This window comes from Nocardia sp. CDC519, assembly GCF_059509835.1.
The window spans coordinates 1,425,357-1,449,415 of record NZ_CM183377.1; the positions used below are offsets into that span (position 1 = coordinate 1,425,357).

The 24,059-nt window shown below is 68.6% G+C and carries 21 protein-coding genes; 17 read left to right on the forward strand and 4 right to left on the reverse strand.

Annotated features, from left to right (window positions below; translation table 11 throughout):
• Nucleotides 1-106 precede the first annotated feature (106 nt).
• Genes AC5W7N_RS06360 through AC5W7N_RS06375 form a run of 4 tightly spaced genes read left to right on the forward strand, consistent with a single transcriptional unit; the run spans nt 107 to nt 7,009 of the window.
• Complete coding sequence (locus AC5W7N_RS06360) at nt 107-2,899, forward strand: IniB N-terminal domain-containing protein (protein ID WP_495923404.1); 2,793 nt, start codon at nt 107-109, stop codon at nt 2,897-2,899.
• A gap of 35 nt (nt 2,900-2,934) precedes the next feature.
• Complete coding sequence (locus tag AC5W7N_RS06365) at nt 2,935-4,800, forward strand: dynamin family protein (protein WP_194992652.1); 1,866 nt, start codon at nt 2,935-2,937, stop codon at nt 4,798-4,800.
• A 4-nt stretch (nt 4,801-4,804) separates the two neighbouring features.
• Nucleotides 4,805-6,319: a dynamin family protein gene (locus tag AC5W7N_RS06370; protein ID WP_495923405.1), complete on the forward strand. Its 1,515-nt coding sequence runs from the start codon at nt 4,805-4,807 to the stop codon at nt 6,317-6,319.
• A 45-nt stretch (nt 6,320-6,364) separates the two neighbouring features.
• On the forward strand, nt 6,365-7,009 hold the full coding sequence (locus tag AC5W7N_RS06375; RefSeq protein WP_194992700.1) for an HhH-GDP family DNA glycosylase: 645 nt from the start codon (nt 6,365-6,367) through the stop codon (nt 7,007-7,009).
• Nucleotides 7,010-7,069: 60 nt separating this feature from the next.
• Here the strand turns inward: AC5W7N_RS06375 and AC5W7N_RS06380 are convergent, their stop codons facing one another.
• Nucleotides 7,070-7,168: an XRE family transcriptional regulator gene (locus AC5W7N_RS06380; protein WP_339384736.1), complete on the reverse strand. Its 99-nt coding sequence runs from the start codon at nt 7,166-7,168 to the stop codon at nt 7,070-7,072.
• Between AC5W7N_RS06380 and AC5W7N_RS06385 the strand changes: the two genes are divergently transcribed.
• The 6 genes from AC5W7N_RS06385 to AC5W7N_RS06410 all read left to right on the forward strand — a co-directional run bounded on the left by AC5W7N_RS06385 (nt 7,167) and on the right by AC5W7N_RS06410 (nt 13,410).
• A complete protein-coding gene (locus tag AC5W7N_RS06385) occupies nt 7,167-7,382 on the forward strand; it encodes a hypothetical protein (protein WP_495923406.1) in 216 nt (71 codons plus the stop codon). The genes AC5W7N_RS06380 and AC5W7N_RS06385 overlap by 2 nt on opposite strands.
• A 343-nt stretch (nt 7,383-7,725) precedes the next feature.
• The gene (dnaK, locus tag AC5W7N_RS06390; protein WP_163817582.1) at nt 7,726-9,573 is read left to right on the forward strand and encodes a molecular chaperone DnaK; all 1,848 of its coding nucleotides are present in this window, start codon (nt 7,726-7,728) and stop codon (nt 9,571-9,573) included.
• Nucleotides 9,570-10,250, forward strand: coding sequence for a nucleotide exchange factor GrpE (gene grpE, locus AC5W7N_RS06395; protein ID WP_163817584.1), 681 nt, complete (start codon nt 9,570-9,572; stop codon nt 10,248-10,250). Before dnaK ends, grpE begins: the two co-directional genes overlap by 4 nt.
• Nucleotides 10,251-10,301: 51 nt before the next feature.
• A complete protein-coding gene (gene dnaJ, locus AC5W7N_RS06400; protein WP_163817587.1) occupies nt 10,302-11,465 on the forward strand; it encodes a molecular chaperone DnaJ in 1,164 nt (387 codons plus the stop codon).
• Nucleotides 11,465-11,866, forward strand: a complete 402-nt coding sequence (locus tag AC5W7N_RS06405; protein WP_163817589.1) for a heat shock protein transcriptional repressor HspR — start codon at nt 11,465-11,467, stop codon at nt 11,864-11,866. The genes dnaJ and AC5W7N_RS06405 overlap by 1 nt, the downstream gene beginning before the upstream one ends.
• A gap of 374 nt (nt 11,867-12,240) precedes the next feature.
• Entirely contained in the window at nt 12,241-13,410 is a 1,170-nt protein-coding gene (locus tag AC5W7N_RS06410) for a globin domain-containing protein (RefSeq protein ID WP_163817600.1), read from the forward strand.
• Between the two features lie 16 nt (nt 13,411-13,426).
• Here the strand turns inward: AC5W7N_RS06410 and AC5W7N_RS06415 are convergent, their stop codons facing one another.
• Nucleotides 13,427-14,212 (reverse strand): FAD-binding oxidoreductase, encoded by a 786-nt coding sequence (locus tag AC5W7N_RS06415; protein ID WP_163817592.1) that lies wholly within the window; start codon nt 14,210-14,212, stop codon nt 13,427-13,429.
• Nucleotides 14,213-14,220: 8 nt separating this feature from the next.
• Nucleotides 14,221-15,378 carry an FAD-binding oxidoreductase gene (locus AC5W7N_RS06420; protein ID WP_163817594.1) on the reverse strand — a complete coding sequence of 386 codons (1,158 nt, stop codon included), beginning with the start codon at nt 15,376-15,378 and terminating at the stop codon, nt 14,221-14,223.
• A 340-nt stretch (nt 15,379-15,718) separates the two neighbouring features.
• Here AC5W7N_RS06420 and clpB point away from each other — a divergent pair, with 340 nt between their 5' ends.
• The 6 genes from clpB (at nt 15,719) to AC5W7N_RS06450 (ending at nt 22,896) form a co-directional block, all read left to right on the forward strand.
• Nucleotides 15,719-18,274 (forward strand): ATP-dependent chaperone ClpB, encoded by a 2,556-nt coding sequence (gene clpB, locus AC5W7N_RS06425; protein ID WP_195020214.1) that lies wholly within the window; start codon nt 15,719-15,721, stop codon nt 18,272-18,274.
• A 70-nt stretch (nt 18,275-18,344) separates the two neighbouring features.
• Nucleotides 18,345-19,142 (forward strand): DUF5666 domain-containing protein, encoded by a 798-nt coding sequence (locus AC5W7N_RS06430; RefSeq protein WP_163817598.1) that lies wholly within the window; start codon nt 18,345-18,347, stop codon nt 19,140-19,142.
• Between the two features lie 85 nt (nt 19,143-19,227).
• Nucleotides 19,228-20,412 carry a TtfA family protein gene (locus tag AC5W7N_RS06435; protein ID WP_228815182.1) on the forward strand — a complete coding sequence of 395 codons (1,185 nt, stop codon included), beginning with the start codon at nt 19,228-19,230 and terminating at the stop codon, nt 20,410-20,412.
• Between the two features lie 116 nt (nt 20,413-20,528).
• The gene (pyrE, locus tag AC5W7N_RS06440) at nt 20,529-21,077 is read left to right on the forward strand and encodes an orotate phosphoribosyltransferase (RefSeq protein WP_036541023.1); all 549 of its coding nucleotides are present in this window, start codon (nt 20,529-20,531) and stop codon (nt 21,075-21,077) included.
• 63 nt (nt 21,078-21,140) lie between these two features.
• A complete protein-coding gene (locus tag AC5W7N_RS06445; protein ID WP_163817124.1) occupies nt 21,141-22,199 on the forward strand; it encodes a beta-ketoacyl-ACP synthase 3 in 1,059 nt (352 codons plus the stop codon).
• A 4-nt stretch (nt 22,200-22,203) separates the two neighbouring features.
• Complete coding sequence (locus AC5W7N_RS06450; RefSeq protein ID WP_195020213.1) at nt 22,204-22,896, forward strand: lysoplasmalogenase; 693 nt, start codon at nt 22,204-22,206, stop codon at nt 22,894-22,896.
• 48 nt (nt 22,897-22,944) lie between these two features.
• Here the strand turns inward: AC5W7N_RS06450 and AC5W7N_RS06455 are convergent, their stop codons facing one another.
• Nucleotides 22,945-23,391 carry a hypothetical protein gene (locus AC5W7N_RS06455; protein WP_495923407.1) on the reverse strand — a complete coding sequence of 149 codons (447 nt, stop codon included), beginning with the start codon at nt 23,389-23,391 and terminating at the stop codon, nt 22,945-22,947.
• Between the two features lie 177 nt (nt 23,392-23,568).
• Between AC5W7N_RS06455 and AC5W7N_RS06460 the strand changes: the two genes are divergently transcribed.
• Complete coding sequence (locus AC5W7N_RS06460) at nt 23,569-24,021, forward strand: nuclear transport factor 2 family protein (protein ID WP_195020212.1); 453 nt, start codon at nt 23,569-23,571, stop codon at nt 24,019-24,021.
• The last annotated feature ends 38 nt before the right edge of the window (nt 24,022-24,059 follow it).

Sequence of the window (24,059 nt, forward strand, 5' to 3'; positions counted from 1 at the left end):
AATGTGGGGCTTTGCCCCGTTCCGGAGTAACGACTCGCGTCCCTAGCGTGAAATGCATTCCAACGACCGCGGATCTTGGTCCGCTGAGCCCAGGAGAAGATTCTCGATGACACCCAACGCGATTCTCGAGTTCATCCTCGACCTGCTGCGCGACCCGGAAGCCGCGGCCGGCTACTGCCTCAACCCCTGCCAGGCCCTCGCCTCCGCCGGGCTGCCGGACGTCACGCCAGAAGACATCACCGCCGTAGCCCCGATGGTCGCCGAATCGGCCCTGGTCAGCGGCGGCTCCCAGCTGACGGCGATCATCGCCGCCGGCGCCCAGGCCGCCGCAGGCGCCGCCATCGGCGCCGTGGGCGCGGTAGGTGCCGGAGCGGCCGCAAACGCAGGCCTGAACCTCGGCGCCGACCTCGGCCTGAACCTCGGCGGCTCCGCCGACACCGACCTCGACATCGATCTGGGTGGTGGTGCGAATACCGGCATCGACATCGATCTGGGTGGTGGTGCGAATACCGGCATCGACATCGATCTGGGCGGTGGCGCGAACACCGGCATCGACCTCGGCGCGATAGTCGACGGCGCCATCGACACCGGCATCGACCTCGGCGGGGATCTGTCGGGCGGGATCGGCGGTGCGATCGATACCGGTCTGGACCTGGGTGGTGACCTCGCGGCCGGCATCGGCGGTGCGATCGATACGGGCCTGGAGCTCGGTGGTGGTCTGGCTGGCGGGATCGGTGGTGCGATCGATACCGACCTCGACGCGGTGCTGGACGGCGCGATCGACACCGGGCTCGACCTCGGAGCCGGCGTGGGCGGCGTAGCCGATGGTGCGATCGACGCAGGCCTCGAACTGGGTGGCGACCTGGCCGCAGGAATCGGCGGAGCTGTGGATACCGACCTCGGTGGGACCGTCGGCGGCGCCATCGACACCGGTCTGGATCTTGGTGGTGAGTTGGGCGCGGACCTCGGCGGCGCCATCGGCGGTGGGCTGGACCTGGGGGGTGACCTCGGTGCGGGTGTCGGCGGGGCTGTGGATACCGGTGCGGAACTGGGTGGTGACCTCGGCGCGGGCGTGGGTGGCGCGATTGATGGCGCGATCGATACCGGTCTGGATCTTGGTGGTGAGTTGGGCGCGGACCTCGGCGGCGCCATCGGCGGTGGGCTGGACCTGGGGGGTGACCTCGGTGCGGGCGTCGGCGGGGCTGTGGATACCGGACTGGAGCTCGGTGGTGACCTCGGCGCGGGCGTGGGTGGCGCGATCGATGGCGCGCTCGATATCGGTGCGGAACTCGGCGGCGACCTCGGGGCAGGCATAGGCGGGGCTGTGGATACCGACCTCGGTGGGACCGTCGGTGGCGCGATCGACACCGTTCTGGACCTTGGTGGCGAGCTGGGCGCGGAACTGGGTGGCGATCTCGGGGCCGGCATCGGCGGTGCTGTGGATACCGACCTCGGTGGGGCCGTCGGTGGCGCGATCGACACCGGTCTGGAACTCGGTGGCGAGCTGGGCGCCGACCTCGACGGTGCCATCGACACCGGGCTGGACCTCGGCGGTTCCGTCGGCAGTGGGCTCGAACTGGGCCTCGGCGGCTCGTCGGACGCAGGCCTGGAACTGGGTGGTGAGCTGGGTGCGGGTGTCGGCGGCGCGATCGATTCCGGTCTGGAGCTCGGCGGGGACCTCGGTGTCGGCGTGGGCGGGGCGCTCGAGGGCGCTGTCGATTCCGGTCTGGAGCTTGGCGGCGACCTCGGTGCAGGCATCGGCGGGGCTGTGGATACCGATCTCGACGGGACGGTCGGCGGTGCCATCGATTCCGGGCTGGAGCTCGGTGGTGAGCTGGGGGCGGGTGTCGGTGGTGCTGTGGATGGTGCTGCGGATCTGGGGGCGGAGTTGTCCACAGGGGCTGCGGGTGCGGTCGAGGCCGGAGCCGATCTGGCCGGCGCCGTTGGCGCGGGACTGGACGGAGCTGTGGATGCCGGTGTGGGGCTCGGCGCCGGAGTGGGCTCGCAGCTCGAGGGCGCGGTGTCCGGTGGCGCCGAAGGTGGGGCGCAGGCCGGCGCCGATCTGGGGGCGACGATGGCCGCTGGGCTGGGGACAGTGGTCGGTGCCGGGGCCGAGATCGGTGGCGGTGTGAGCACCGGACTCGAGGGCGTCATCGAGGGTGGGGGCGAAGCCGGCACCGGGCTCGAACTGGGTCTCGGCGGATTGTTCGGCGGGGAAACCGACCTGTCCGCGGGTGTGGATGGCGCTGTGGAAGCTGTGGGTGAATTCGACAGCGACTTCGGCTCGGGCGCGGGCCTGGAGTCCGGGTTGTCCACAGGTGTTGATACCGCCGCAGGCCTCGGTGCGGGTGTGAGCGCTGCGGCCGACGCGGTGACCGGTGTCGGCGGACAGCTGGGGACAGGCCTCGAAACGGGGTTGTCCACAGGCGTCGACGCAGCCGGTGACCTCGCTGCCGGTGTGAGCGGTGCGGCTGACGGCGTCGCGGGCGCCGGTGCCGAGCTCGGCGGTGGGCTGTCCGCGGGTGCGGATGCCGCGGGCGAATTCGGTGGACAGCTGGGGACAGGTCTGCAGACCGGTGTCTCCGGCGGCATCGATTCGGCGATCGGAGCCACCGGTCTGGAGACCGGCCTCGGTGGCGCCGCCGGGACGGTCGATACGGATGCCGTGGCAGGCCTCGGCGGCTCCGTCGACGCCGCCGCTGACACCACGGCCGACCTCGGGATGTCGGCGAGCTCCGGCATCGACTCCACCGCGAGCACCTGGTCCACCGTCGACGTCTCCAGCGCCTTCGGTTCCGGCCTGGACGGTGGCCTCAGCGGTTCGGGTGAGTCCGGCCTGTTCGCCGATACCGGCGCCGCGGCCACCTCGCCCACTGCGGACGACGACGCTCTGCTCTGACCACGACGGTCGCACCGAGAAGGAGAACAACCGAGATGGTTGTACCGGCCACCACAACACCGCCTGCGGCGTCGCTGCTCGCGGTGCTCGGTGAGACCATTGCCGCTGCCCGCGCCGCGGATCGCGGTGACCTGGTCGCCCGCCTGGAAACAGCGGCCGACCGGGTCCGCGATCCGCGGCGGCGGATCGTGATCGCGGGCCAGCGCGATCAGGGCAAGAGCCGGTTCGTCAACGCGCTGTTGAACAGCGATCTCTGCCCGGTCGGCGACGACGCCACCACCACCGTGCCGACGGTGCTCTCGCACGGCCCGGCACCCGCTGCCCACCTGGTGTTCACCGGCGCCGACCGGGCCCATGAGGAGCGCGTGCACGTCGACGACATCGCCGCCGCCACCCGCACCCCGGTGGTGGCCGATCGCCGAGCCACCCGCTTGGAGATCACCGCCCCGAATCAGCTGCTGGCCGACGGCATCGTCCTCGTCGACACCCCTGGCATCGGCCAGGGAAACAACTGCACGGCAACCATTCTGGGCATGGCACCGGCCTCCGATGCGGTGCTGGTGCTCTCGGATGCCTCCACCGAACTCACCGAACCCGAGCTGGCGTTCCTGCGGCAGGTCCGCCAGCTCTGCCCGGCGGTGGCCCTGGTGCTCACCAAGATCGACCTGTATCCGCATTGGCGTCAGGTGGCCGCCGCCGATCGCGCCCATCTGGATCGCGCCCAGCTGCCGGTGCCGATTATCGCGGTGTCGTCGCTGCTGCGTTCGCACGCGCTGCGGTTACAGGACAAGCAGCTCGGCGCCGAATCCGGGTTCGGCGTGCTCTTCCAGTTCCTACGCGAGCAGGTGGTGGCGCGCGATCAGCGGGCGACGCGGATCGCGGTGTCCCGCGATATCCATTCGGCGGCCGAACATCTGGCGCTCGCCCTCGGCAGCGAGCTGGTCGCGCTGCGCGATCCACGGCAGGGCGCGGCCGCGGTCGCGGAGCTGCAGGCGGCCAAGGCGGCCGCCGAGGAATTGCATCGCCGCACAGCGGCCTGGCAGCAGACTCTCGCCGACGGGATCACCGATCTCGCCGGCGACGTCGACCACGATCTGCGCGACCGGCTGCGCACCGTCGCCCGCACCGCCGAGGAATGGATAGACGATCACGATCCGGGCAGGCATTGGGCGCGCATCGAGGAATGGCTCACCGGGACAGTCGATTCGGCCCTCGGTGACAACCTGTTGTGGACGGGTGCGCGCGCGGAGAAGCTCAGTGAGCGGGTGGCCGAGCATTTCATCGAACTCGGCGCGGTCGACCTGCCCGATGTGCGTCCGGGTGAGCAAGACGATCAATCGCGCTCGGCGGCGGTCACTCTCGCGGATCTGGAACCCGATATCGGTATCGGCAGCAAGCTGCTGGTCGGTATGCGCGGTTCGTACGGCGGTGTGCTGATGGTCGGCCTGGCCAGCACGTTCGCCGGGCTGGCCCTGCTCAACCCGATCTCGCTGGGCGCGGGTGTGCTGGTCGGTGGCAAAGCGTTCCGCGACGACGCGCAGGCCCGACTCGCCAAGCGACGCAACGAGGCCAAGGTCGCGGTCCGCCGCTACGTCGATGATGTGGCGTTCCAGGCGGGCAAGGAATCCAAGGATCGCCTGCATCGCATCCACCGAGCGTTGCGTGACCATTACACCGGCGTCGCGCAACGCAGTCTGCGTTCCATCGACGATTCGCTGCGTGCCGCGCAGGAGGCCGCGACCATGGAGTCCGCCCGCCGCGCCGAACGCTGCGCGGAGCTGGAACGTCAGCTGCGCGCGGTGGCCGCGCTGCGCAATCACGCCGACGCCCTGCGTCCGCCGGCGATGAGGTCTACCGAGACGGGATCGGCGGCGGCGCCGGATATCAGCCCGGTACGGTGACCGCGTGAGAGCGGAGCTCGAGACCGAGCCGGGAATCGTGACGCAGGCACGCGGGCTGATCGGGGCGGCGCGCCGGGAACTGGCGGAGGTGCCGCGGGCGCGCGGGCTGCTCGCCGACTGTGCGCGCAGGCTCGACCAGCCGTTGCGGGTGGCGCTGGCCGGCTCGCTCAAAGCGGGCAAGTCGACGCTGCTGAATTCGCTGGTCGGCCAGCAGATCGCCCCCACCGACGCGACCGAGTGCACGCGGGTGGTGACCTGGTATCGCAACGGGCCGACGCCCGCGGTCACCGCCTTCTCCGCCGACGGTCGCGCGGCGAACGTGGTGGTGCGCCGCGGTGCCGGCGCGCACGGCCTGACCTTCGATCTCGACGGCCTGAACTGGGGCGCGCCCGGGCGGCGCGAGGTGGACCACCTGGAGGTGGAGTGGCCTGCCGCGACCCTGGCCGCCACCACGATCATCGACACCCCCGGCACGTCGTCGCTGTCACGTGAGGTGTCGGCCCGCACCGCCCGCCTGCTGACGCCGGAGGATACGAGCATTCCCGGCGCCGACGCCGTCGTCTACCTGTTGCGCAGGCTCGACGAGGCCGACATCCGGTTCCTGGAACGGGTCGGGACCGCCGGTGGCGGCGCGGGCCCGCTCGGTGTGATCGGGGTGGTCTCGCGCGCCGACGAGATCGGCGCAGGCCGCATCGACGCCCTGCATTCGGCGCGCGAGGTGGCCGCCGGGTTCGCCGCCGAACTGGAACGGACCGGATTGTGCCAGGCGGTGATCCCGGTGGCCGGGCTGCTGGCGTTCGCGGCGGCGACGCTGCGCCAGCAGGAGTTCGCCGCGTTCGAGGCGCTGGCAGGTGTGCCCATGGAGGAACTGTCGGCCGCGCTGCTGTCCGCCGACCGCTTCGCCCGTCCCGATCTGCCGCTGCCGGTCGCGCCGCAGTTGCGCGCCCAGCTCGCCGATCGTTTCGGGCTGTTCGGCATCAGGCTCGCGATCACGCTGGTGCGGCTCGGCGCTCGCGATTCGACGACGCTTGCCGCCGAACTCACCGAGCGCAGCGGGGTGAACGAATTGCGCTCGGTACTCGACGTGCAGTTCGGTCAGCGCGCCGATCAGCTCAAGGCCCATTCGGCGCTCAGCGCGCTGGACCGGGTGCTCACCGCCTATCCCGGCACCGCCGCCGATTCGCTGCTGCCGCAGGTGCGCACATTGCTCGCCGACAATCACGGTTTCACCGAATTGCGTCTGCTCGGCCGGTTGCGCACCGAGGAGCCCGGCCTGCCCGCATCCGAGCTGGCCGAACTGATCAGGCTCATCGGCGGTTCCGGCGTAGCCGCGCATCTGCGGCTCGGCCTACCCGCCGAGACCGATGCCGGGACCAAGCGTGCCGAAGCTGTGGCCGCCGCGCGTAAATGGCGTGCGCGCGCCCAGCACCCGCTGGCCGACCAGTTCACCGCCACCGCCTGCCGCACCGCGGCGCGCAGTGCCGAAGGCATTCTCGCCCAGCTCACGCCACGGATGTGAGCTGATCCGTGCGTCGCGCTCGCGCGGGCTGCACACTGGAAAGGGATGGGACAGCGAGATGTGGTGCACGCGTTGCTGGACCGGGCGGGTACCGGGTACGCCGCCGCGGCGGGCATCCATTTGGCCGACACACCGGCCCCGCTGTTCCAGCTACTGATGCTGTCGGAGCTGCTCAGCACGCGAATCTCGGCCGATCTCGCGGTGGACGCGGCCAAGGAGCTCATCGATAGCGGTTACCGCACGCCGCAGCGCGTCGCCGATGCCGACTGGCAGGAACTGGTGGACGCGCTCGGCCGGGCGCACTACCGCCGATACGACGAGTCGACCGCCTCCCGCTTGGGTGCGATGGCCTCGACCATCCTGGACCGCTACGACGGCGACCTGCGCAAACTCGCCGATGAGGCCGACCACGACCCGACCCGCGCCGCCGAACTCCTCCAGCAGTTCAAGGGCATCGGCCCGGTGGGCGCCGATATCTTCTTGCGTGAAGTGCAGGACGTGTGGACCTGGGCGCGCCCGCATTTCGACGAGCGCGCACTACACGGCGCCGAACGCGTCGACCTGCCCACCGACCCCGACCGCCTGGCCGAGCTGGCCCCGCGCGGTCATGTCGCCGACCTGGCCGCCGCCCTGGTCCGCGTCACCCTCGACGACGACATCGCCGAAGACGTGCGCACCGGTAAGCGGTGAGCGGGCGGGCCGTTGCGTCCACCACCTTGGTTATGGTGATCGTCGTCGCGTCGGCGAGGGTCACGCGGCCGGGCTGATCGTCACCTCCACATGCATGCCCGCTGCGCCGACCATGTTGACCAGGGCGTCGAGGCTGAACAGCTGAACCTTGCCGCGCATGCTGTTCCAGTTGCGCGCCGCCGTCACCGACAGTGCGGGCTCGGTCATCCCGGCCCTCGCTGCCGATCCGGCCACCGAACCCGTCGCCACCGCGGCCCGCGAAGCGATGTCCTCGGCCGTCGAACTGTCGAGCTACCTCTGCGCTGCCCTGCTCGCCGCGGCGCTGCTGGCCACCCTGTTCATGCGCCCGTCCGGGGTCGGGCGGCCGGACTGAGCCGCGCCTCCGCGCGCATGCCGCCTCGGTTCGACGAACCGGTCGGCTGTCGGTGTGCGGAGGAGGATGGGCGAGGCGGTGACGGGTTGCGAGAAAAAATCCTCGCCCCCGGGGAATAGACCCTGACCACCGCTGGTTGAGCTGATCGAGCAACATTGAGTGTGTTCGACTCAAGTTTGACTTGACGCCCGGTGTGGGCGACGGGCAGGATTGAGCCGACCACGCTCAGTATTGCTGGGACCGTGCTCCGTGCAGTGTCAGGGGCCTGGTCCATGGCGCGGTAAGCGCCGATATGGGCTGATAGCCCCGACACCACACAGGCATCGAAAAATAGGAGGAAACAATGGCTCGTGCGGTCGGAATCGACCTCGGGACCACGAACTCGGTCGTCGCCGTTCTCGAAGGTGGTGAGCCGGTCGTCGTCGCCAACTCGGAGGGTTCGCGCACCACGCCGTCGGTCGTCGCGTTCGCCAAGAACGGCGAAGTGCTGGTGGGCCAGCCGGCGAAGAACCAGGCAGTGACCAACGTCGACCGCACCATCCGTTCCGTCAAGCGCCACATCGGCACCGACTGGACCGTTGGCATCGACGACAAGAAGTACACCCCGCAGGAAATCAGCGCCCGCGTGCTGATGAAACTGAAGCGTGACGCGGAGGCCTACCTCGGTGAGGAGATCACCGACGCGGTCATCACCGTCCCGGCCTACTTCGAGGACGCCCAGCGTCAGGCCACCAAGGAAGCCGGCCAGATCGCGGGCATGAACGTGCTCCGCATCGTCAACGAGCCCACCGCGGCCGCGCTGGCCTACGGCCTGGACAAGGGCGACAAGGAACAGACCATCCTGGTCTTCGACCTCGGTGGCGGCACCTTCGACGTCTCGCTGCTGGAAATCGGCGAGGGCGTCGTCGAGGTCCGCGCCACCTCCGGTGACAACCACCTCGGTGGTGACGACTGGGACGAGCGCATCGTCAAGTGGCTGGTCGACAAGTTCAAGGGCACCTCGGGCATCGACCTGACCAAGGACAAGATGGCCATGCAGCGGCTGCGTGAGGCCGCCGAGAAGGCCAAGATCGAACTCTCGTCCTCGCAGTCGACCTCGATCAACCTGCCCTACATCACCGTCGACGCGGACAAGAACCCGCTGTTCCTCGACGAGCAGCTCACCCGTGCCGAGTTCCAGAAGATCACCTCGGACCTGCTCGACCGCACCCGCGCGCCGTTCCAGTCCGTGATCAAGGATGCGGGCATCAAGGTCTCCGATATCGACCACGTCGTGCTCGTCGGTGGTTCCACCCGTATGCCCGCGGTCTCCGAGCTGGTCAAGGAACTGACCGGCGGCAAGGAGCCCAACAAGGGCGTGAACCCGGACGAGGTCGTCGCCGTCGGCGCCGCCCTGCAGGCCGGTGTGCTCAAGGGTGAGGTCAAGGACGTCCTGCTGCTCGATGTCACCCCGCTGTCGCTGGGTATCGAGACCAAGGGTGGCGTGATGACCAAGCTCATCGAGCGCAACACCACCATCCCGACCAAGCGTTCGGAAACCTTCACCACGGCCGACGACAACCAGCCGTCGGTGCAGATCCAGGTGTTCCAGGGTGAGCGCGAGATCGCCTCGCACAACAAGCTGCTCGGCTCCTTCGAGCTGACCGGCATCCCGCCGGCCCCGCGCGGCGTGCCGCAGATCGAGGTCACCTTCGACATCGATGCCAACGGCATCGTGCACGTCACCGCGAAGGACAAGGGCACCGGCAAGGAGAACACGATCAAGATCCAGGACGGCTCCGGCCTGTCCAAGGAAGAGATCGACCGGATGGTCAAGGACGCCGAGGCGCACGCCGCCGAGGACAAGGCCCGCCGCGAGGAGGCCGAGACCCGCAACCAGGCCGAGTCGCTGGTGCACCAGACCGAGAAGTTCATCAAGGACAACGAGGACAAGGTGCCCGCCGACGTCAAGGAGAAGGTCGAGGCGGCCATCGCCGAGGCGAACGAGGCGCTGAAGGGCACCGACATCGCCGCGGTCAAGTCGGCCGTGGAGAAGCTGGCCACCGAGTCGCAGGCGCTGGGCCAGGCGATCTACGAGTCGTCCGCCGCCGACGCCGCCGCGTCCGGTAACGGTGCCTCCGCGACGGCCGACGACGATCAGGTCGTCGATGCCGAGGTCGTTGACGAGCCGGTCGACACGGAGAAGAAGTGACGAACGCGAACGCTGGGAACTCCGAGGAGCCGATCAGCTTCGTCGACAAGCGCAAGATCGATCCCGAGACCGGTGAGGTCAGGGAGGCTGCCGGGGCGGGCAATGGTTCCGCCCCGGCCGAGCCGGACGCCGCCGAGGTCGACGCCGCCGAGGTACCCGTGTCCGACGCCGCGGTCGAGCTCGCCGAGCGCACCGCCGACCTGCAGCGTCTGACCGCGGAGTACGCCAACTACCGGCGCCGGGTCGAGCGCGACCGCAAGGCCGCGATCGACGCGGCCAAGGCCGGCGTTGTCACCGAATTGCTCGGCGTGCTCGACGATCTCGATCGCGCTAGGGCGCACGGCGATCTGGAATCGGGGCCGCTGAAGTCGGTTGCCGACAAGCTGAGCGACGCACTGCGCAAACAGGGTCTCGAGGAGTTCGGTTCGGAGGGTGAGCCTTTCGATCCGACTCTGCACGAGGCGGTGCAGCACGAGGGTTCCGGACACGATCCGGTGATCGGCCTCGTGATGCGCAAGGGTTATCGGTTCGGTGACCGGGTGCTTCGGCACGCGCTGGTGGGGGTAACCGACGGCGTGGGCGATCTGCCCACCACCGCCCCCGCCGACCAGGGCGAAGCCCCCGCACCCGACCAGGCCGAGGCATCGGATGCTGATGCCGGCACCGACGAAGGATAAGAGCGCGGCCGAGCCGCACCGTACAAGAGGAACGAAAGGAGGAGATGCCCGGTGAGCCAACGGGAGTGGATCGAAAAGGACTTCTACAAGGAGCTGGGCGTCTCCTCCGGCGCCTCGCAGGACGAGATCAAAAAGGCCTACCGCAAGCTCGCGCGTGACCTGCATCCGGATGCCAACCCCGGCGACACCAAGGCCGAGGAGAGGTTCAAGACCGTCAGTGAGGCGCATGCCGTGCTGTCGGATCCGGTCAAGCGCAAGGAGTACGACGAGACGCGCAGGCTGTTCGCCGGCGGTGGTTATCCGCGCGGTGGATTCACTCCCGGCGGCGCCGGTGGCGGATTCTCGCAGGAATTCAACCTCGGCGACATCTTCGGCGCCGGTGCCACCGGTGCCGACGGTGGCCTCGGCGATCTGTTCGGCGGTCTGTTCAACCGGGGCGGCACGCGATCGGCGAGCCGGCCCCGGCGCGGTTCCGATGTGGAGACCGAGACGACCCTCGGGTTCCGTGAGGCCGCGCAGGGCGCCACCGTCCCGCTGCGGATGACCAGTCCGTCGCCGTGCACCACCTGTCACGGCAGCGGCGCCAAGCCGGGCACCAGCCCGCGGGTCTGCCCGCACTGCAACGGCACCGGCGTGATCAGCCGCAACCAGGGCGCGTTCGGGTTCAGTGAACCGTGCGACGACTGCCGCGGTACCGGCTCGATCATCGACAACCCGTGCGTGGACTGCCATGGCAGTGGTATCCAGAACCGGACCCGCACCATCACCGTCCGCATCCCTCCTGGTGTGGCGGACGGGCAGCGGATCCGGCTGGCCGGGCAGGGCGAGGCCGGGTTGCGCGGTGCGCCCTCGGGCGATCTGTACGTGACCGTGCACGTCAGCCAGGACCGGGTCTTCGGCCGCAGCGGCGACGACCTGACCCTGGTACTGCCGGTCAGCTACAGCGAACTGGTCCTCGGCACCACGGTGTCGGTGCCGACGCTGGAGGGCCGGGTCGGGGTCAAGGTGCCTCCGGGCACCGCCGACGGCCGCATCCTGCGGGTGCGCGGCCGCGGTGTGCCCAAGCGCGGCGGCGGAGCCGGTGACCTGCTGGTCACCGTCAAGGTTGCGGTGCCGCAGAAACTGGATGACAACGCCACCGAGGCGCTGCGGGCGCTGCAGGAGGCGGAGAAGGCCAGCGGTTTCGATCCGCGAGCAGGATGGGCAGGTGCGTGATGTCCGGAGATCCGAAGCAGGCGTCGGGTGGGCCGTCGCGAGCCGAGTACTTCATGATCTCGGTGGCGGCCCAATTGGCCGGTATGCATGCGCAGACGCTGCGCACGTATGACCGGCTGGGGCTGGTGACGCCACAACGCACTTCGGGCGGCGGGCGACGCTATTCGGCAAGGGATGTGGAGCTGTTGCGCGAAGTGCAGCGGCTGTCCCAGGACGAGGGCGTCAACCTGGCGGGCATCAAACGCATCATCGAACTCACCAATCAGGTCGAACAGTTGCAACAGCGCGTCGCCGAGCTGAGTGCGGAACTGGAGCGCGCGCGGGCGAACTACCGCGCGGATCTGACCCCGCCGCAGCGCAGCACCGCGCTGGTGGTGTGGCAGCCGCGGCATCGCCGGTAGCCGTTCGCCGGATGAGTTCTCGGGCCCCGGCCCGGCTCCGCTCGTGGGCCGGGTCGGGGCCCGAGGTCCGTCCGGGAACGTTTCGGATTTGCCGACAGATCGCTGTCGGATGCGAACTTCATTGTGAAGCTTGCATATTGAGTGGTCGAGTGACGGATTTCACCCGTTTTATCCAGTCCTTCAGTCGGTTTCGTCGCGAATTCGTACGCCATACCCTTGTTTTGTCGGAATTGCACGTGGGATGTTTCGTCCGTCCATTCCACTGCCGGCAAACCTCGCCTACACTCCAAAGCCACGGCTGCTGACGAGTGTCCCGCAGCACCTCACTCGCCGGCACGGATAGTGCTCGAATGCGAAATGGGGTTGTGGCGCATATGGATTCGCGGACCGTCGCGTTGATCAGGACGACGTTCAAAGCGGTTGCCGCGGAAGAGGGTGGGGCGGAGCGGTTGTCCAAGTCGTTTTATGCGATCTTGTTCACCGAATATCCGGGTGTCCGCGATTATTTTCCCGCGGCGATGGACGCGCAGCGTGACCGCCTTGTCAAGGCCATCGGATACGCGCTCGACCGGCTGGAGGAGCCGGAAAAGTTGCTGCCCTTCCTCGCCCAGCTCGGCCGCGATCACCGCAAGTACGGGGTCCAGCGGGCCCATTACACGGCGGTATCGGAATCGTTGAAGACGGCCATGCGCCGATTCGCCGGTTCGGAGATGTGGACCGACGAGGTCGAACGCGCCTGGACGGAGGGCTTGGCGCTGATCTCGGACACCATGATCGGCGCCGCCGAACAGGAGAGCACACCGCCGGTGTGGACCGGAACGGTCGTCGAACGCCGCGAGGTGCTCCGCAATCTGGCGGTGATCCGGCTGCAATTGGACCAGCCGATGCAATACGCGGCGGGCCAATATCTGAGCGTGCAGATCCCGTCGCGGCCGCGGATGTGGCGCTATATGTCGCCAGCGGTCCCGGCGAATGCCAACGGCGAGATCGAATTCCATATTCGCTCGGTCCTCGGTGGCTGGGTCAGCCCGGCGATGGTCGGCAACACCGCGGTCGGTGATCAGTGGCTGCTCGGCTCCCCGCTGGGCGGATTGGGAATTCCGCGCAACGTCAAACGCAAAATGCTGATGATCGGCTGCGGCACCGGTATCGCACCGCTTCGCGCCCAGCTCATGGCAATGTCACAGCGACGCATCAATCCGAAGGTGCACCTGTTCGTCGGCGGCCACCATCCGTGCGATCTCTACGACCTGGAGACGCTGAGCCGGCTCGCGGTCGCCAACAAATGGCTCACCGTCACGCCGGTGACCGAACGCGCCGAGAATCCGTGGTGGTACTACGATTCCGGCGAATCGGAAAGAACCTGGCCCGGCCTCGAACCACGGGTGACCGGGCAGATCGGAAAGATCGTCGCCGGCTACGGCGCATGGGCCGACCGTGATGTGCAGATCGTCGGCTCACCTTCGATGGTGCAGACCACCAAGTTCCGGTTGATGGCCACCGGGACCCGAGCCATGAACATTCGTCACGATCCGCTCTTCTGAGCCATGAGCGGCCGGATCAGCCGCCCTCCCACTGAATTCGTTCCGCCGGTGTCCCGGTGTCGAGCAGCCGCTGCACGGTCGCGCGCGTCATCCCGGGCGAGCCGCACACCAGCACCTGGTGCCGGTCGAACGCGCCGTGCGAGCCGACCACCTCCGCGAGCGTCCCGTACAGCATCTCATCGGGTGCGAAGCCGATATCCACCCGGGAACGCTCGTACCATTCGTCCGGCAGATCGGGATCGTCCGGGGTCTCCACCACCGGAACCACTGTCAGCCACGGCAATTCCTCGGCCAGCAGCGTCAGCATGTCGGCCGCGTACAGGTCGCGCGGCGACGCACCGCCGACGAACAGGTAGGTCGGCGGCTGCACCTCGCGACGAGCCAGTTCCAGGATCTGCGCGCGCATCGGCGCCAAACCCGTGCCGCCCGCGATCATCACGACCTCGTCGCCCTCCGGATCGACGAAGAAGGTGCCTGCGGGTGCGCCGATCGTCCACTCGTCGCCGGCCGCGGTATCGGCCACGATCCCGCCGCTGCACCAGCCGCCGGGCACCGTGCGCACATGGAACTCGAGCTTGCCGTCCAGCGAGGGCGGCAGGGCGGGGGACAGGCGCCGCCGCAGACCGGGGAACTGCGGTACCCGCACCTCCACCGACTGCCCGGCGGTGAACGGCACGAACTCGCCGATCAGCCGGATCACCGCGAGATCATGACGCAGCCGATGATGTCCGACCACGGTCGACTTCCACACGGGCGCTTCCGGAATCGCGCCGTTGCGTGGCGCATGCGGATCGATGTCCATACCTACTCTCAGACGGGATCGGAACTGATGATCGACTCCGGTGTGCCCACTGCCAGCAGCGCGCGCCGGGTATCGGCGATCATCTTCGCCGAGCCGGCGATCTGGATCTGGCGATCCGACCACGACCCGAAGCTGGCGACCACCGCACCGAGATTACCGACCAGGCGCCGGTGCATGCCGTAGGGCGCGTCGGCAGCGGGATGCGGATACCACCACGGGTTGGTCTTCTGCTCGCACACCGGAACGATCGTCAGCCACGGGTTGCTCTGCGAGAGCTGCCACATGTTCTCCACGTCGTACAGATCGCACGGGTACACCCCGCCGATGAAGAAGTGCACCCGCGGGTTGATGCCGCGCTGCCCCATCTCGATGAGCTGGGCGCGCAATGGCGCGATGCCGGTGCCCGAACCGATCATCAAGACATCCCGGCCGCTTTCCTGATCCACATGGAGCCCGCCCAGCGGGCCGCCGATCAGCCAGCGGTCGCCGACGGTGGTCTCGTTGACGATGGCCGGGCTCACCCAGCCACCGCGGACCTTGCGGACGTGGAATTCGATCTCGCCGTAGGGATTGGCCGGAATCGCCGGCGACAGATACCGCCACATCTTCGGCCGCTGCGGCACCGCGACCGGCACGTACTGGCCCGCCTGATAGGGGATCGGGCTGTCGGATTGCAGCCGCACGATGGCGAGATCGTCGAGCACATGCCGGTGCCCGACGACGGTGGCCTCCCAGTAGGGCGGGGAATCGTCGGAGTTGGCGCCGATGGCCATGGCGGCCGAGATCAGCAGGGCGACATCGCGCCAGCCGTCGGCCAGTTCATCACTCCAGTCGGCACCGTTGTAGGTGCGGGCGGCGGCGAACAGGGCGCGGCCGGCGAGGTCGTAATGGGAGGCTTCGACGCCGTACTTGCGGTGATCGCGGGCCAGCTGTTCGAGGAACTTCTGTGCCCGGTCCCAGTCCTCGAGATGATCGAGCATGTACTGGATGGCGGTGACCAGGCGTTTCGGCTGCATATCCATGGCGGGCGGGAACAGATCCCGCAGCCCGGGATTCTCGGCGAACAGGTGACCATAAAACGCACTGATCAACCGCTCGGGTCCGTGCGGTGAATCGACCACCGAACGGAAGTTGGCGCGGACCAGCGCAGCCGAACGCGCATCCACGGCGTGGGCTTCCTTTCCCTCGAAGAGCTGCCCGGGGACCTACCCGTAACCGGCGGTCCTCCGTCGAGGCAAGTATCCCTGAAAACGCCGTGGTCATGTGGGTATGGGCAGGTTACCGGCATTTGTCACATGTTGGATGCGCAACACCGGTTCACCGGTCACGGTCGCGGCGTAGCGTTCGGGTCGAGTCCGGCGTGCCGCGGTCGCTAGAATCGGCAAAGTTGAGCGGAACAGACTCAACCTTTCCAACGTTGAACCGAAGGACACCGTGCCGACGGCGAAGGCAGCCGCTGTACGCACTCGGCACCGGGGAAATTATCGACCAGTAGGAAGGTGCTTTGTGGACTCGTTCAATCCCACCACCAAGACCCAGGCGGCGCTGACCGCTGCCTTGCAAGCGGCCTCGGCCGCGGGTAACCCGGAGATTCGTCCGGCGCACTTGCTGGTGGCGTTGCTGGATCAGACCGACGGCATCGCCGCCCCCTTGCTGAAGGCCGTCGGGACCGATCCGGCGGTCGTACGACGCGAGGCGCAAGAGATCATCGACCGGTTGCCGAGCGCGACCGGTGCCACCACCACCCCCCAGCTCGGCCGCGAAGCGCTGGCCGCGATCACCGCGGCTCAACGACTGGCCACCGAGATGGGCGATGAGTACGTGTCCACCGAGCACGTCATGGTCGGCCTGGCCGAGGGCGATTCCGATATCACCATGCTGCTCACCAAGTACGGCGCCACCGCCGACGCCCTGCGCGAGGCCTTCACCGCCGTCCGCGGCAGCGCCCGGGTCACCAACCCGGACCCCGAGGGCAGCTACCAGGCGCTGGAGAAGTACTCCACCGACCTCACCGAGGCCGCCCGCTCCGGCAAGCTCGACCCGGTGATCGGCCGCGATACCGAGATCCGCCGAGTGGTGCAGGTGCTGTCGCGGCGCACCAAGAACAACCCGGTGCTCATCGGTGAGCCCGGCGTCGGCAAGACCGCCATCGTCGAAGGGCTGGCCCAGCGCATCGTCGCCGGTGACGTACCGGAATCGCTGCGTGGCAAGTCGGTGATCTCGCTCGACCTCGGCGCCATGGTCGCCGGTGCGAAGTACCGCGGTGAATTCGAGGAACGGCTCAAGGCCGTGCTCGAAGACATCAAGAACAGCGCCGGGCAGATCATCACCTTCATCGACGAGCTGCACACCATCGTCGGCGCGGGCGCCACCGGTGAATCGGCGATGGACGCGGGCAACATGATCAAGCCGATGCTGGCCCGCGGTGAACTACGCCTGGTCGGCGCCACCACGCTGGAGGAGTACCGCCAGCACATCGAGAAGGACGCCGCGCTCGAGCGCCGGTTCCAGCAGGTGCTGGTCGGCGAGCCGTCGGTAGAGGACACCGTCGGCATCCTGCGCGGTATCAAGGAGCGCTACGAGGTGCACCACGGTGTGCGCATCACCGACTCCGCGCTGGTCGCCGCGGCCACCCTGTCCGACCGCTACATCACCTCCCGGTTCCTGCCGGACAAGGCGATCGACCTGGTCGACGAATCGGCCTCGCGGCTGCGCATGGAGATCGACTCGCGTCCGGTGGAGATCGACGAGGTCGAACGCGCGGTGCGCAGGCTCGAGATCGAAGAGGTCGCGCTCGCGAAGGAAACCGACGAGGCCTCCAAGCAGCGGCTGGAGAAGCTGCGTTCGGAACTGGCCGACGACCGGGAAAAGCTCAACCAGCTCACCACCCGCTGGCAGAACGAGAAGAACGCCATCGACCAGGTCCGCGCGCTCAAGGAGGAGCTGGAATCGCTGCGCGGAGCCTCCGAGCGGGCCGAACGCGACGGCGATCTCGGCAAGGCCGCCGAGCTGCGCTACGGCAAGATCCCCACGCTGGAAAAGCAGCTCGCCGAGGCCGAGAAGGCCTCTGCCTCGGCCGGTGACGGCGAAGTCATGCTGAAGGAAGAAGTCGGGCCCGACGACATCGCCGAAGTCGTCTCGTCCTGGACCGGGGTTCCGGTGGGCCGCATGCTCGAAGGGGAGACCCAGAAGCTGCTGCGCATGGAGTCCGAACTGGGCCGTCGCGTGGTCGGTCAGGAAGAGGCCGTGCAGGCGGTGTCGGACGCCGTGCGCCGGGCGCGGGCAGGCGTCGCCGACCCGAACCGGCCGACCGGCTCGTTCATGTTCGTCGGTCCCACCGGCGTCGGTAAGACCGAGCTGGCCAAGGCGCTGGCCGATTTCCTCTTCGACGACGAACGCGCCATGGTCCGCATCGACATGAGCGAGTACAGCGAGAAGCATTCGGTGGCCCGGCTGGTCGGCGCACCGCCCGGATACGTCGGCTACGACCAGGGCGGCCAGCTCACCGAGGCGGTGCGGCGCAGGCCCTACACCGTGGTGCTGTTCGACGAGATCGAGAAGGCGCATCCGGATGTGTTCGACATCCTGCTCGCCGTCCTCGACGAGGGCCGGTTGACCGACGGCCAGGGCCGCACGGTCGACTTCCGCAACACCATCCTCATCCTCACCTCCAACCTCGGTGCGGGTGGCGACAAGGACTTCGTGATGAACGCCGTGCGCTCGGCCTTCAAACCGGAGTTCCTGAACCGGCTCGACGACGTCGTGATGTTCCATGCGCTCAACGAGGAACAGCTCGAGTCCATCGTCGACATCCAGCTCGACCAGCTGCAGAAGCGCCTGGCCCAGCGCAGGCTGACGCTGGACGTCAGCGGCTCGGCCCGGTTCTGGCTGGCGGTGCGCGGCTACGACCCGGTCTACGGTGCGCGGCCGCTGCGCAGGCTGATCCAGCAGGCCATCGGCGACACCCTCGCCAAGGAGTTGCTGGCCGGCGAGATCACCGATGGCGACACCGTCAAGGTCGGCGTCAGCCCCGACGGGGACGGACTCGTCGTCGGCAGGTGATCGGGTGCGGCGGGCGTCGCGGTGTTCCGACAGGAATGCTCGTGGCGCCCGTCCCTCGTACGCTGGGTGCATGACCAACCCGAACGATCCGTGGGGGCAGCGGCCGGACGATTCGCCGACCGAACACCTGGGTTCGCCGGGTGGTTCCGGCACCGAGCCGCTGCACACCACCGAGTACACCGAGGCCTACGGGCCGACGGCGTATCCGGGCGGTGACCAGTACGAGCCGTGGAAGCCGCCGTCCAACCCGACGCGCGAACTACCCACCTACGACAGCCAGTGGGGCGGGTACGAAGCTCAGCAGTGGCAGCCGCCGACCCAGCCCACCCCCGATCCGGCGGCGATGGGCGGTCTCGGCGCGATGCCGCCCTCGGGTGAACCGCCGCGCCCGCCCAAGCGCAACACCGGGCTGTGGATCGGGCTCGGGCTGGCCGTGGTCCTGTTGATCGCGGTTGCCGGTGCGGTCGCCGGGTTGCTGTTCGGCGGTGGCGATTCCACCCCGTCGGCCAGTGACTCCGCGACGTCCTCGCTGCCCACCGCCGGCCGCACCCCGAACGCGACGCCGGGCCCGAGCACGCCGCCGCTGGTCATCCCCAGCCTGCCCGGGATCGAGGGCATCGACGGCATCGGCGCGACCATGGGCACCATCACCGCCAACAACGCGGGCACGCTCACCGTCAGCTCGATCGGCGGCGCGACCGTCACGGTGACCACCGACGCGAACACCCAGGTGATCTCGCTGTCGGGTGGATCGCCCGCGGATCTGCCCACTGGCGAACTCGTGGTCGTCCAGGGTGACAAGGCCCCTGACGGGTCGATTCACGCGAAGATCATCATCAGCACCGCACTTCCCGGCGGCGGACGATGACAAGTTTCGTGATCGGCCACAAACGCTGCGGCGCGCGCGGGTGGTGCCGGGCAAACCCCCGGTCGGCTCGATAGGCTAGACGACGATGACGGCTATGTGGTTCGGGTTGGCGGCGATCGCACTCGTGGGTGCGGTCGTACTGCTGTATTTCGATCGGCTCCAGCGGCAGCGGACCGGTCACGCGCGCCAGGTCTGGGCCAAGGCCCAGGGCTATACGTATGTGTCGGTGGAACCGGCGCTGCCCTCGACGTGGCGGCGCGGTGCGCTGGCCAAGCTGGGTTATCTGTCTGCGGTCGACGTGGTCTCCGGTATCCGCAAGGGCGAGAAGTTCGTGCTGTTCGACCTGGAGGATTCGGCGACGCTGGTGGCCGTGCGCAGGCAGATCGGCTCCGATATCGATGTCGATATGCGGTTGAAGACCGCCTCCCCGCCCAAGGACCACGATCTGGAACTGCTCGGCGCCATCGGTGATCGCGTGGTCTTCGCGACCAACCCGGAAATCGCCAGGCATGCCGTCGACCAGCGCATGGTCGCCTTCATCGAGACGCTGCCGGAGACGGTGCAGATGCTGTGGAGCGAGGGCAACTGGACCCTCGGCATGCTCTCGGTCGGCACCACGGCCAAGGAATGGGAGACCGCCATCGACGCGGTGCTGCGGCTGTCCGGTCTGCTGCACGTGTTGCCGCCGGTCGCGGAGCCGCGCGGACTCGACCCCGAAGGCGGGCGGTCGCAGGGCCGCGCCCGCGCCAGGGCGGCCGAGGTCGACGAGCCCGTCGAGCGTCCGGCTCGCGTCGCCCCGGCCCGGTTCCGCGATCCCGAGCCCGATCCCGACGATGCCGATTACGACGAATTCGACACCGGCTACGACGATTCCGACTATGACGACGCCGACTTCGACGATTCCGATTACGACGAACCCGAGCCCGCCGAATCCGAGCCCGATGCAGGCGTGATCGGGGCCAGGCCCCCATCCAGGTCCGACGATGCCCGTCCCGCTTCGGCCGATACCGGCCGGGATCGCGATCCCGCGAGCCGTCCCGACGGGCCCGCCCCCGAACCGCCGTCCGCCCGCCGCCCCAGCCTGGCCGTCGTCCCCGACGCCCGCCCGGCCGCGCGGGAGGAGCGGGTCGCCGAACGCATCGAATCCGTCGACCGCAGCAGCCGCCCCGGCGACTTCCGCGCCCCCGCCTCCGACGACGACGCGCCGCAGCTACCCGGCGGCCCGTTCCACCCCGGATTCCGCCCATATCAGGGTCCGGTGCCGAAGTAACCCGCTCTGCTCAGCGCCGACAGCGCACGCCGTACCCTTGACGCGCAGGTGCTGGCGGGCGGACTTCGCCGAAACCGCTGTGACGCGACTCGTTGAACACACGCGGAAGGACTCAGATGATCGATCAGGCAACAACCGACCGGGACAGTTTGGCGGCGCTGGTGCGCGAACTCGCCGTCGTGCACGGCAAGGTGACGCTGTCCTCGGGTAAAGAGGCCGACTACTACGTCGACCTGCGTCGCGCGACGCTGCACCACCAGGCCGGCCCGCTGATCGGCAAACTGTTGCGCGAGCTGGTTGCCGACTGGGATTTCGACGCCGTCGGCGGGCTCACCATGGGCGCCGACCCGGTGGCGCTGGCCGTGATGCATGCCCCCGGCCGTCCGATCGACGCGTTCGTGGTCCGCAAGGCCGCCAAGACCCACGGCATGCAGCGGCAGATCGAAGGCCCCGACATCGTCGGCAAGCGGGTGCTGGTCGTCGAGGACACCACCACCACCGGTAACTCGCCCCTCACCGCCGTGCGCGCGCTGCGTGAGGCCGGCGCGACCGTCGTCGGCGTGGCGACCGTGGTGGACCGGGAGACCGGCGCCGATCAGGTCATTGCCGCCGAGGGGCTGGAGTACCGCTCGATTCTCGGGCTGAAGGATCTGGCTCTGGGCTGAGTAGTTGCCCTCCGCTAGCCTGGTGCTGATTTATTCGGTAGTTGAAGGGTCGTGTGAGTCGCCGTGGTGAGCATTGCAGTCAAGAAGGGCCGCGACAATGTCGCGATGCTCGGTATCGGTGCTTACCGGCCGCAGCGCGTGGTCAGCAATGACGAGGTGTGCGAGGTCCTCGACTCCACCGATCAGTGGATCTACGAGCGCACCGGCATCCGCAACCGTCGCTGGATCAGCGGCGACGAAACGCTGCGTTCGATCGCCGCGGCCGCCGGTGATCGCGCGCTGAACAACACCGGCATCGACCGCTCCAAGATCGGCGCGCTGATCCTGTGCACCTCCAGCTGGCTCAAGCTCACCCCGCACGGCGCGCCCACCATTGCCGCCGACCTCGGCATCAACGGCATCCCCGCCTTCGACCTCACCTCCGGCTGCGGCGGTTTCGGCTACGGCCTCGGTGTCGCCGCCGACCTGATCCGCGCCGGTTCGGCCGAATACGTGCTGGTCATCGGTGCCGAGACGATGACCGTCGGCCTCGACCCGACCGATCGCGGCACTGCGATGATCTTCGGTGACGGCGCGGGCGCGGTCGTCGTCGGGCCGAGCGAGGAGAACGGTATCTCCCCGACGGTGTGGGGCAGTGACGGCGAGAACGCCGAGGCCATCGCCCAGGACGTCGACTTCCTGGAATTCATGAACAAGGCTCAGGCTTTGCAGGGCACCGATCCCGCGGTCGAGCCGATCGGGCGGATGTCGCTGCGCATGGAGGGCCCGAAGGTCTTCCGCTGGGCCGCGGTGACGTTGCCGCGTGCGCTGTCGGCCGCGCTGGAGGAATCCGGGGTGTCCAAGGAGGACATCGAGGTGTTCGTCCCGCACCAGGCCAATGCCCGCATCAACGAGCTGATGAAGAAGAACCTCGGCCTGGCCGAGGACATCCCGATGGCCAACGACATCGAGAACACCGGCAACACCTCGGCCGCGTCGATTCCGCTGGCCATGGAGGAAATGCTGGTCACCGGCAAGGCCAAGGGCGGTCAGCTGGCGCTGCTGCTCGGCTTCGGTGCCGGGCTCAGCTATGCCGGGCAGGTCGTCACGCTGCCGCCGAAGCCCGCCGAGCCGAGCTTCTGACGGTATGCGCCCGTTCCGCGCCGGGTATCTGGCCGCCACCGCCGTCACGGTGTTCGGCGCGCTCACCGGTCGTGACAAGCTCCAGTGGGTGGCCAAGCCGCTGATGATGCCGCTGCTGGCGGCCGACGTCGCGCGCAGTTCCGCTGAACTCGATCCCACCGACCGGACCGTGCTGCTGAGTTCGCTCGGCGCCGCCACCGTCGGCGACGTGCTGCTCATCGACCCGGACGACGACCGCAGGCTGATCGCGGGTGCGTCGTCGTTCGCGGTCATGCAGGCCGGATACGCGTCGCTGTGGTGGCGATATGGTGCGCGGCCGGTTCCGGCCGTCGCGGTGCCGAGGGTGCTGGCGTGGATCGGTGCCGCTGCGTTGTTGCGTGCCAAGGCGCCCGCGATCGCGGCCCCGCTCACCGCCTACGGAGCGACGCTCGGCACCGCCGCGGTGCTCGCCTCCGATCCGGGGCTGGCGCCGGGTGCGGAAAACGTTGCCGGGCTGAATATCCCGAACGCGGATCCGCGCAGCCGCCTCGGTCTCGGCGCGTTGCTGTTCACCGTGTCCGACGGGTTGATCGTGCTGCGCCGTGTGTTCGCGCGAGGTGAGCGTGCGCGGCGAGTGACCGAGGGCGTCATCCTCGCGACGTATGGTGCGGCGCAGTACCTGCTCGCGGATCCGAAGGCGCACGAGCGGCGGAACTGAACTCGCGCAACCGATTCGGTCGGCGGCATTGTTTCCGGCCGGCCTCGCTCACAGGCAGAACAGCACCCGATCCCGGTTCTCCGGATCCACCCGGATCGAGATCACCTCCCCGATCGCCAGCCGTTCCTTGTCGGCCGGTGTCACGTCGTACACAACTGTGCCCCGGTAACTTTCGGCTCCCGGCACGGTGAACTCCAGATCCAACTCGGTCAGCTCATTGTGATGATCGGTCCACGCCAACGGCCGCACATGCTCCACCCGAGCCCACCCCTCGATACCGTGCCGCGCCAGCCGGCGATCAGCCTTCGACGGCCGCTCCACCCACAACAGCCCGATCCCGATGCCCGACCCGAAGATCCCGACCAGCGCCATGATCTGGAACGGGACGGTCCCGTCCGGCGTATGCTGCACCACCCACCCCAGCCACACCGCGAGCAGGATCAGGTACCCGGCCGTCACCCCGAGCACCACTCGCAGCACGCGTACGTGGTCCATCACCATCACCCCACGCATCCAGGATAGGCCCGTGAGCTGCGCCGTAACCGGAAGCCGCTGGTTTGCCGGCGACACCTCCTGAAGCGGCCGGCCGCGGCATCGGCCGAACCTCGCCGACCGGATGCGACGTCCGTTTGCCGCCAGCGTCGGCGGTCATCCGGCGACATGCTCGGATGCATGTCCGACCCGACCACGCTCGACGTCCTCACCGGCATGTACGCCGCCGAAGCCCGCTATCTCGCGGCAGGCGGCCCGGGCCGAGCCTCCTTCGCCACCCTTGCGCCGTACTTCTCCCCGGACGTCGTCCTCTACCAGGCCGACGCCCTCCCGTACGGCGGAATCTGGCGCGGCCACGCCGGTCTCGAACGCTTCTTCACCGCCATGAGCGCCGTCTGGGAGGTTTTCGACCTCCTCGACCAGCAGTTCCTCGCCACCGGCAGCACCGCCGTGGTCCACACCAGAATCCACGGCCGAGCCCGCGCCACCGGCCGCGAACTCGACTTCCCGATCCTGCAAACCTTGCGCATGGAGAATTCGCGCATCGCCGAGATCTGTCCGTTCTACTGGGACACCCAGGCGATCGCCGACGCGACGACACCCGCCCCGGTTCCCGCTGCACGGAATTTATAGGTCGATTTTCCGTAATTTGCCTGCTGTTGCCCACGGGT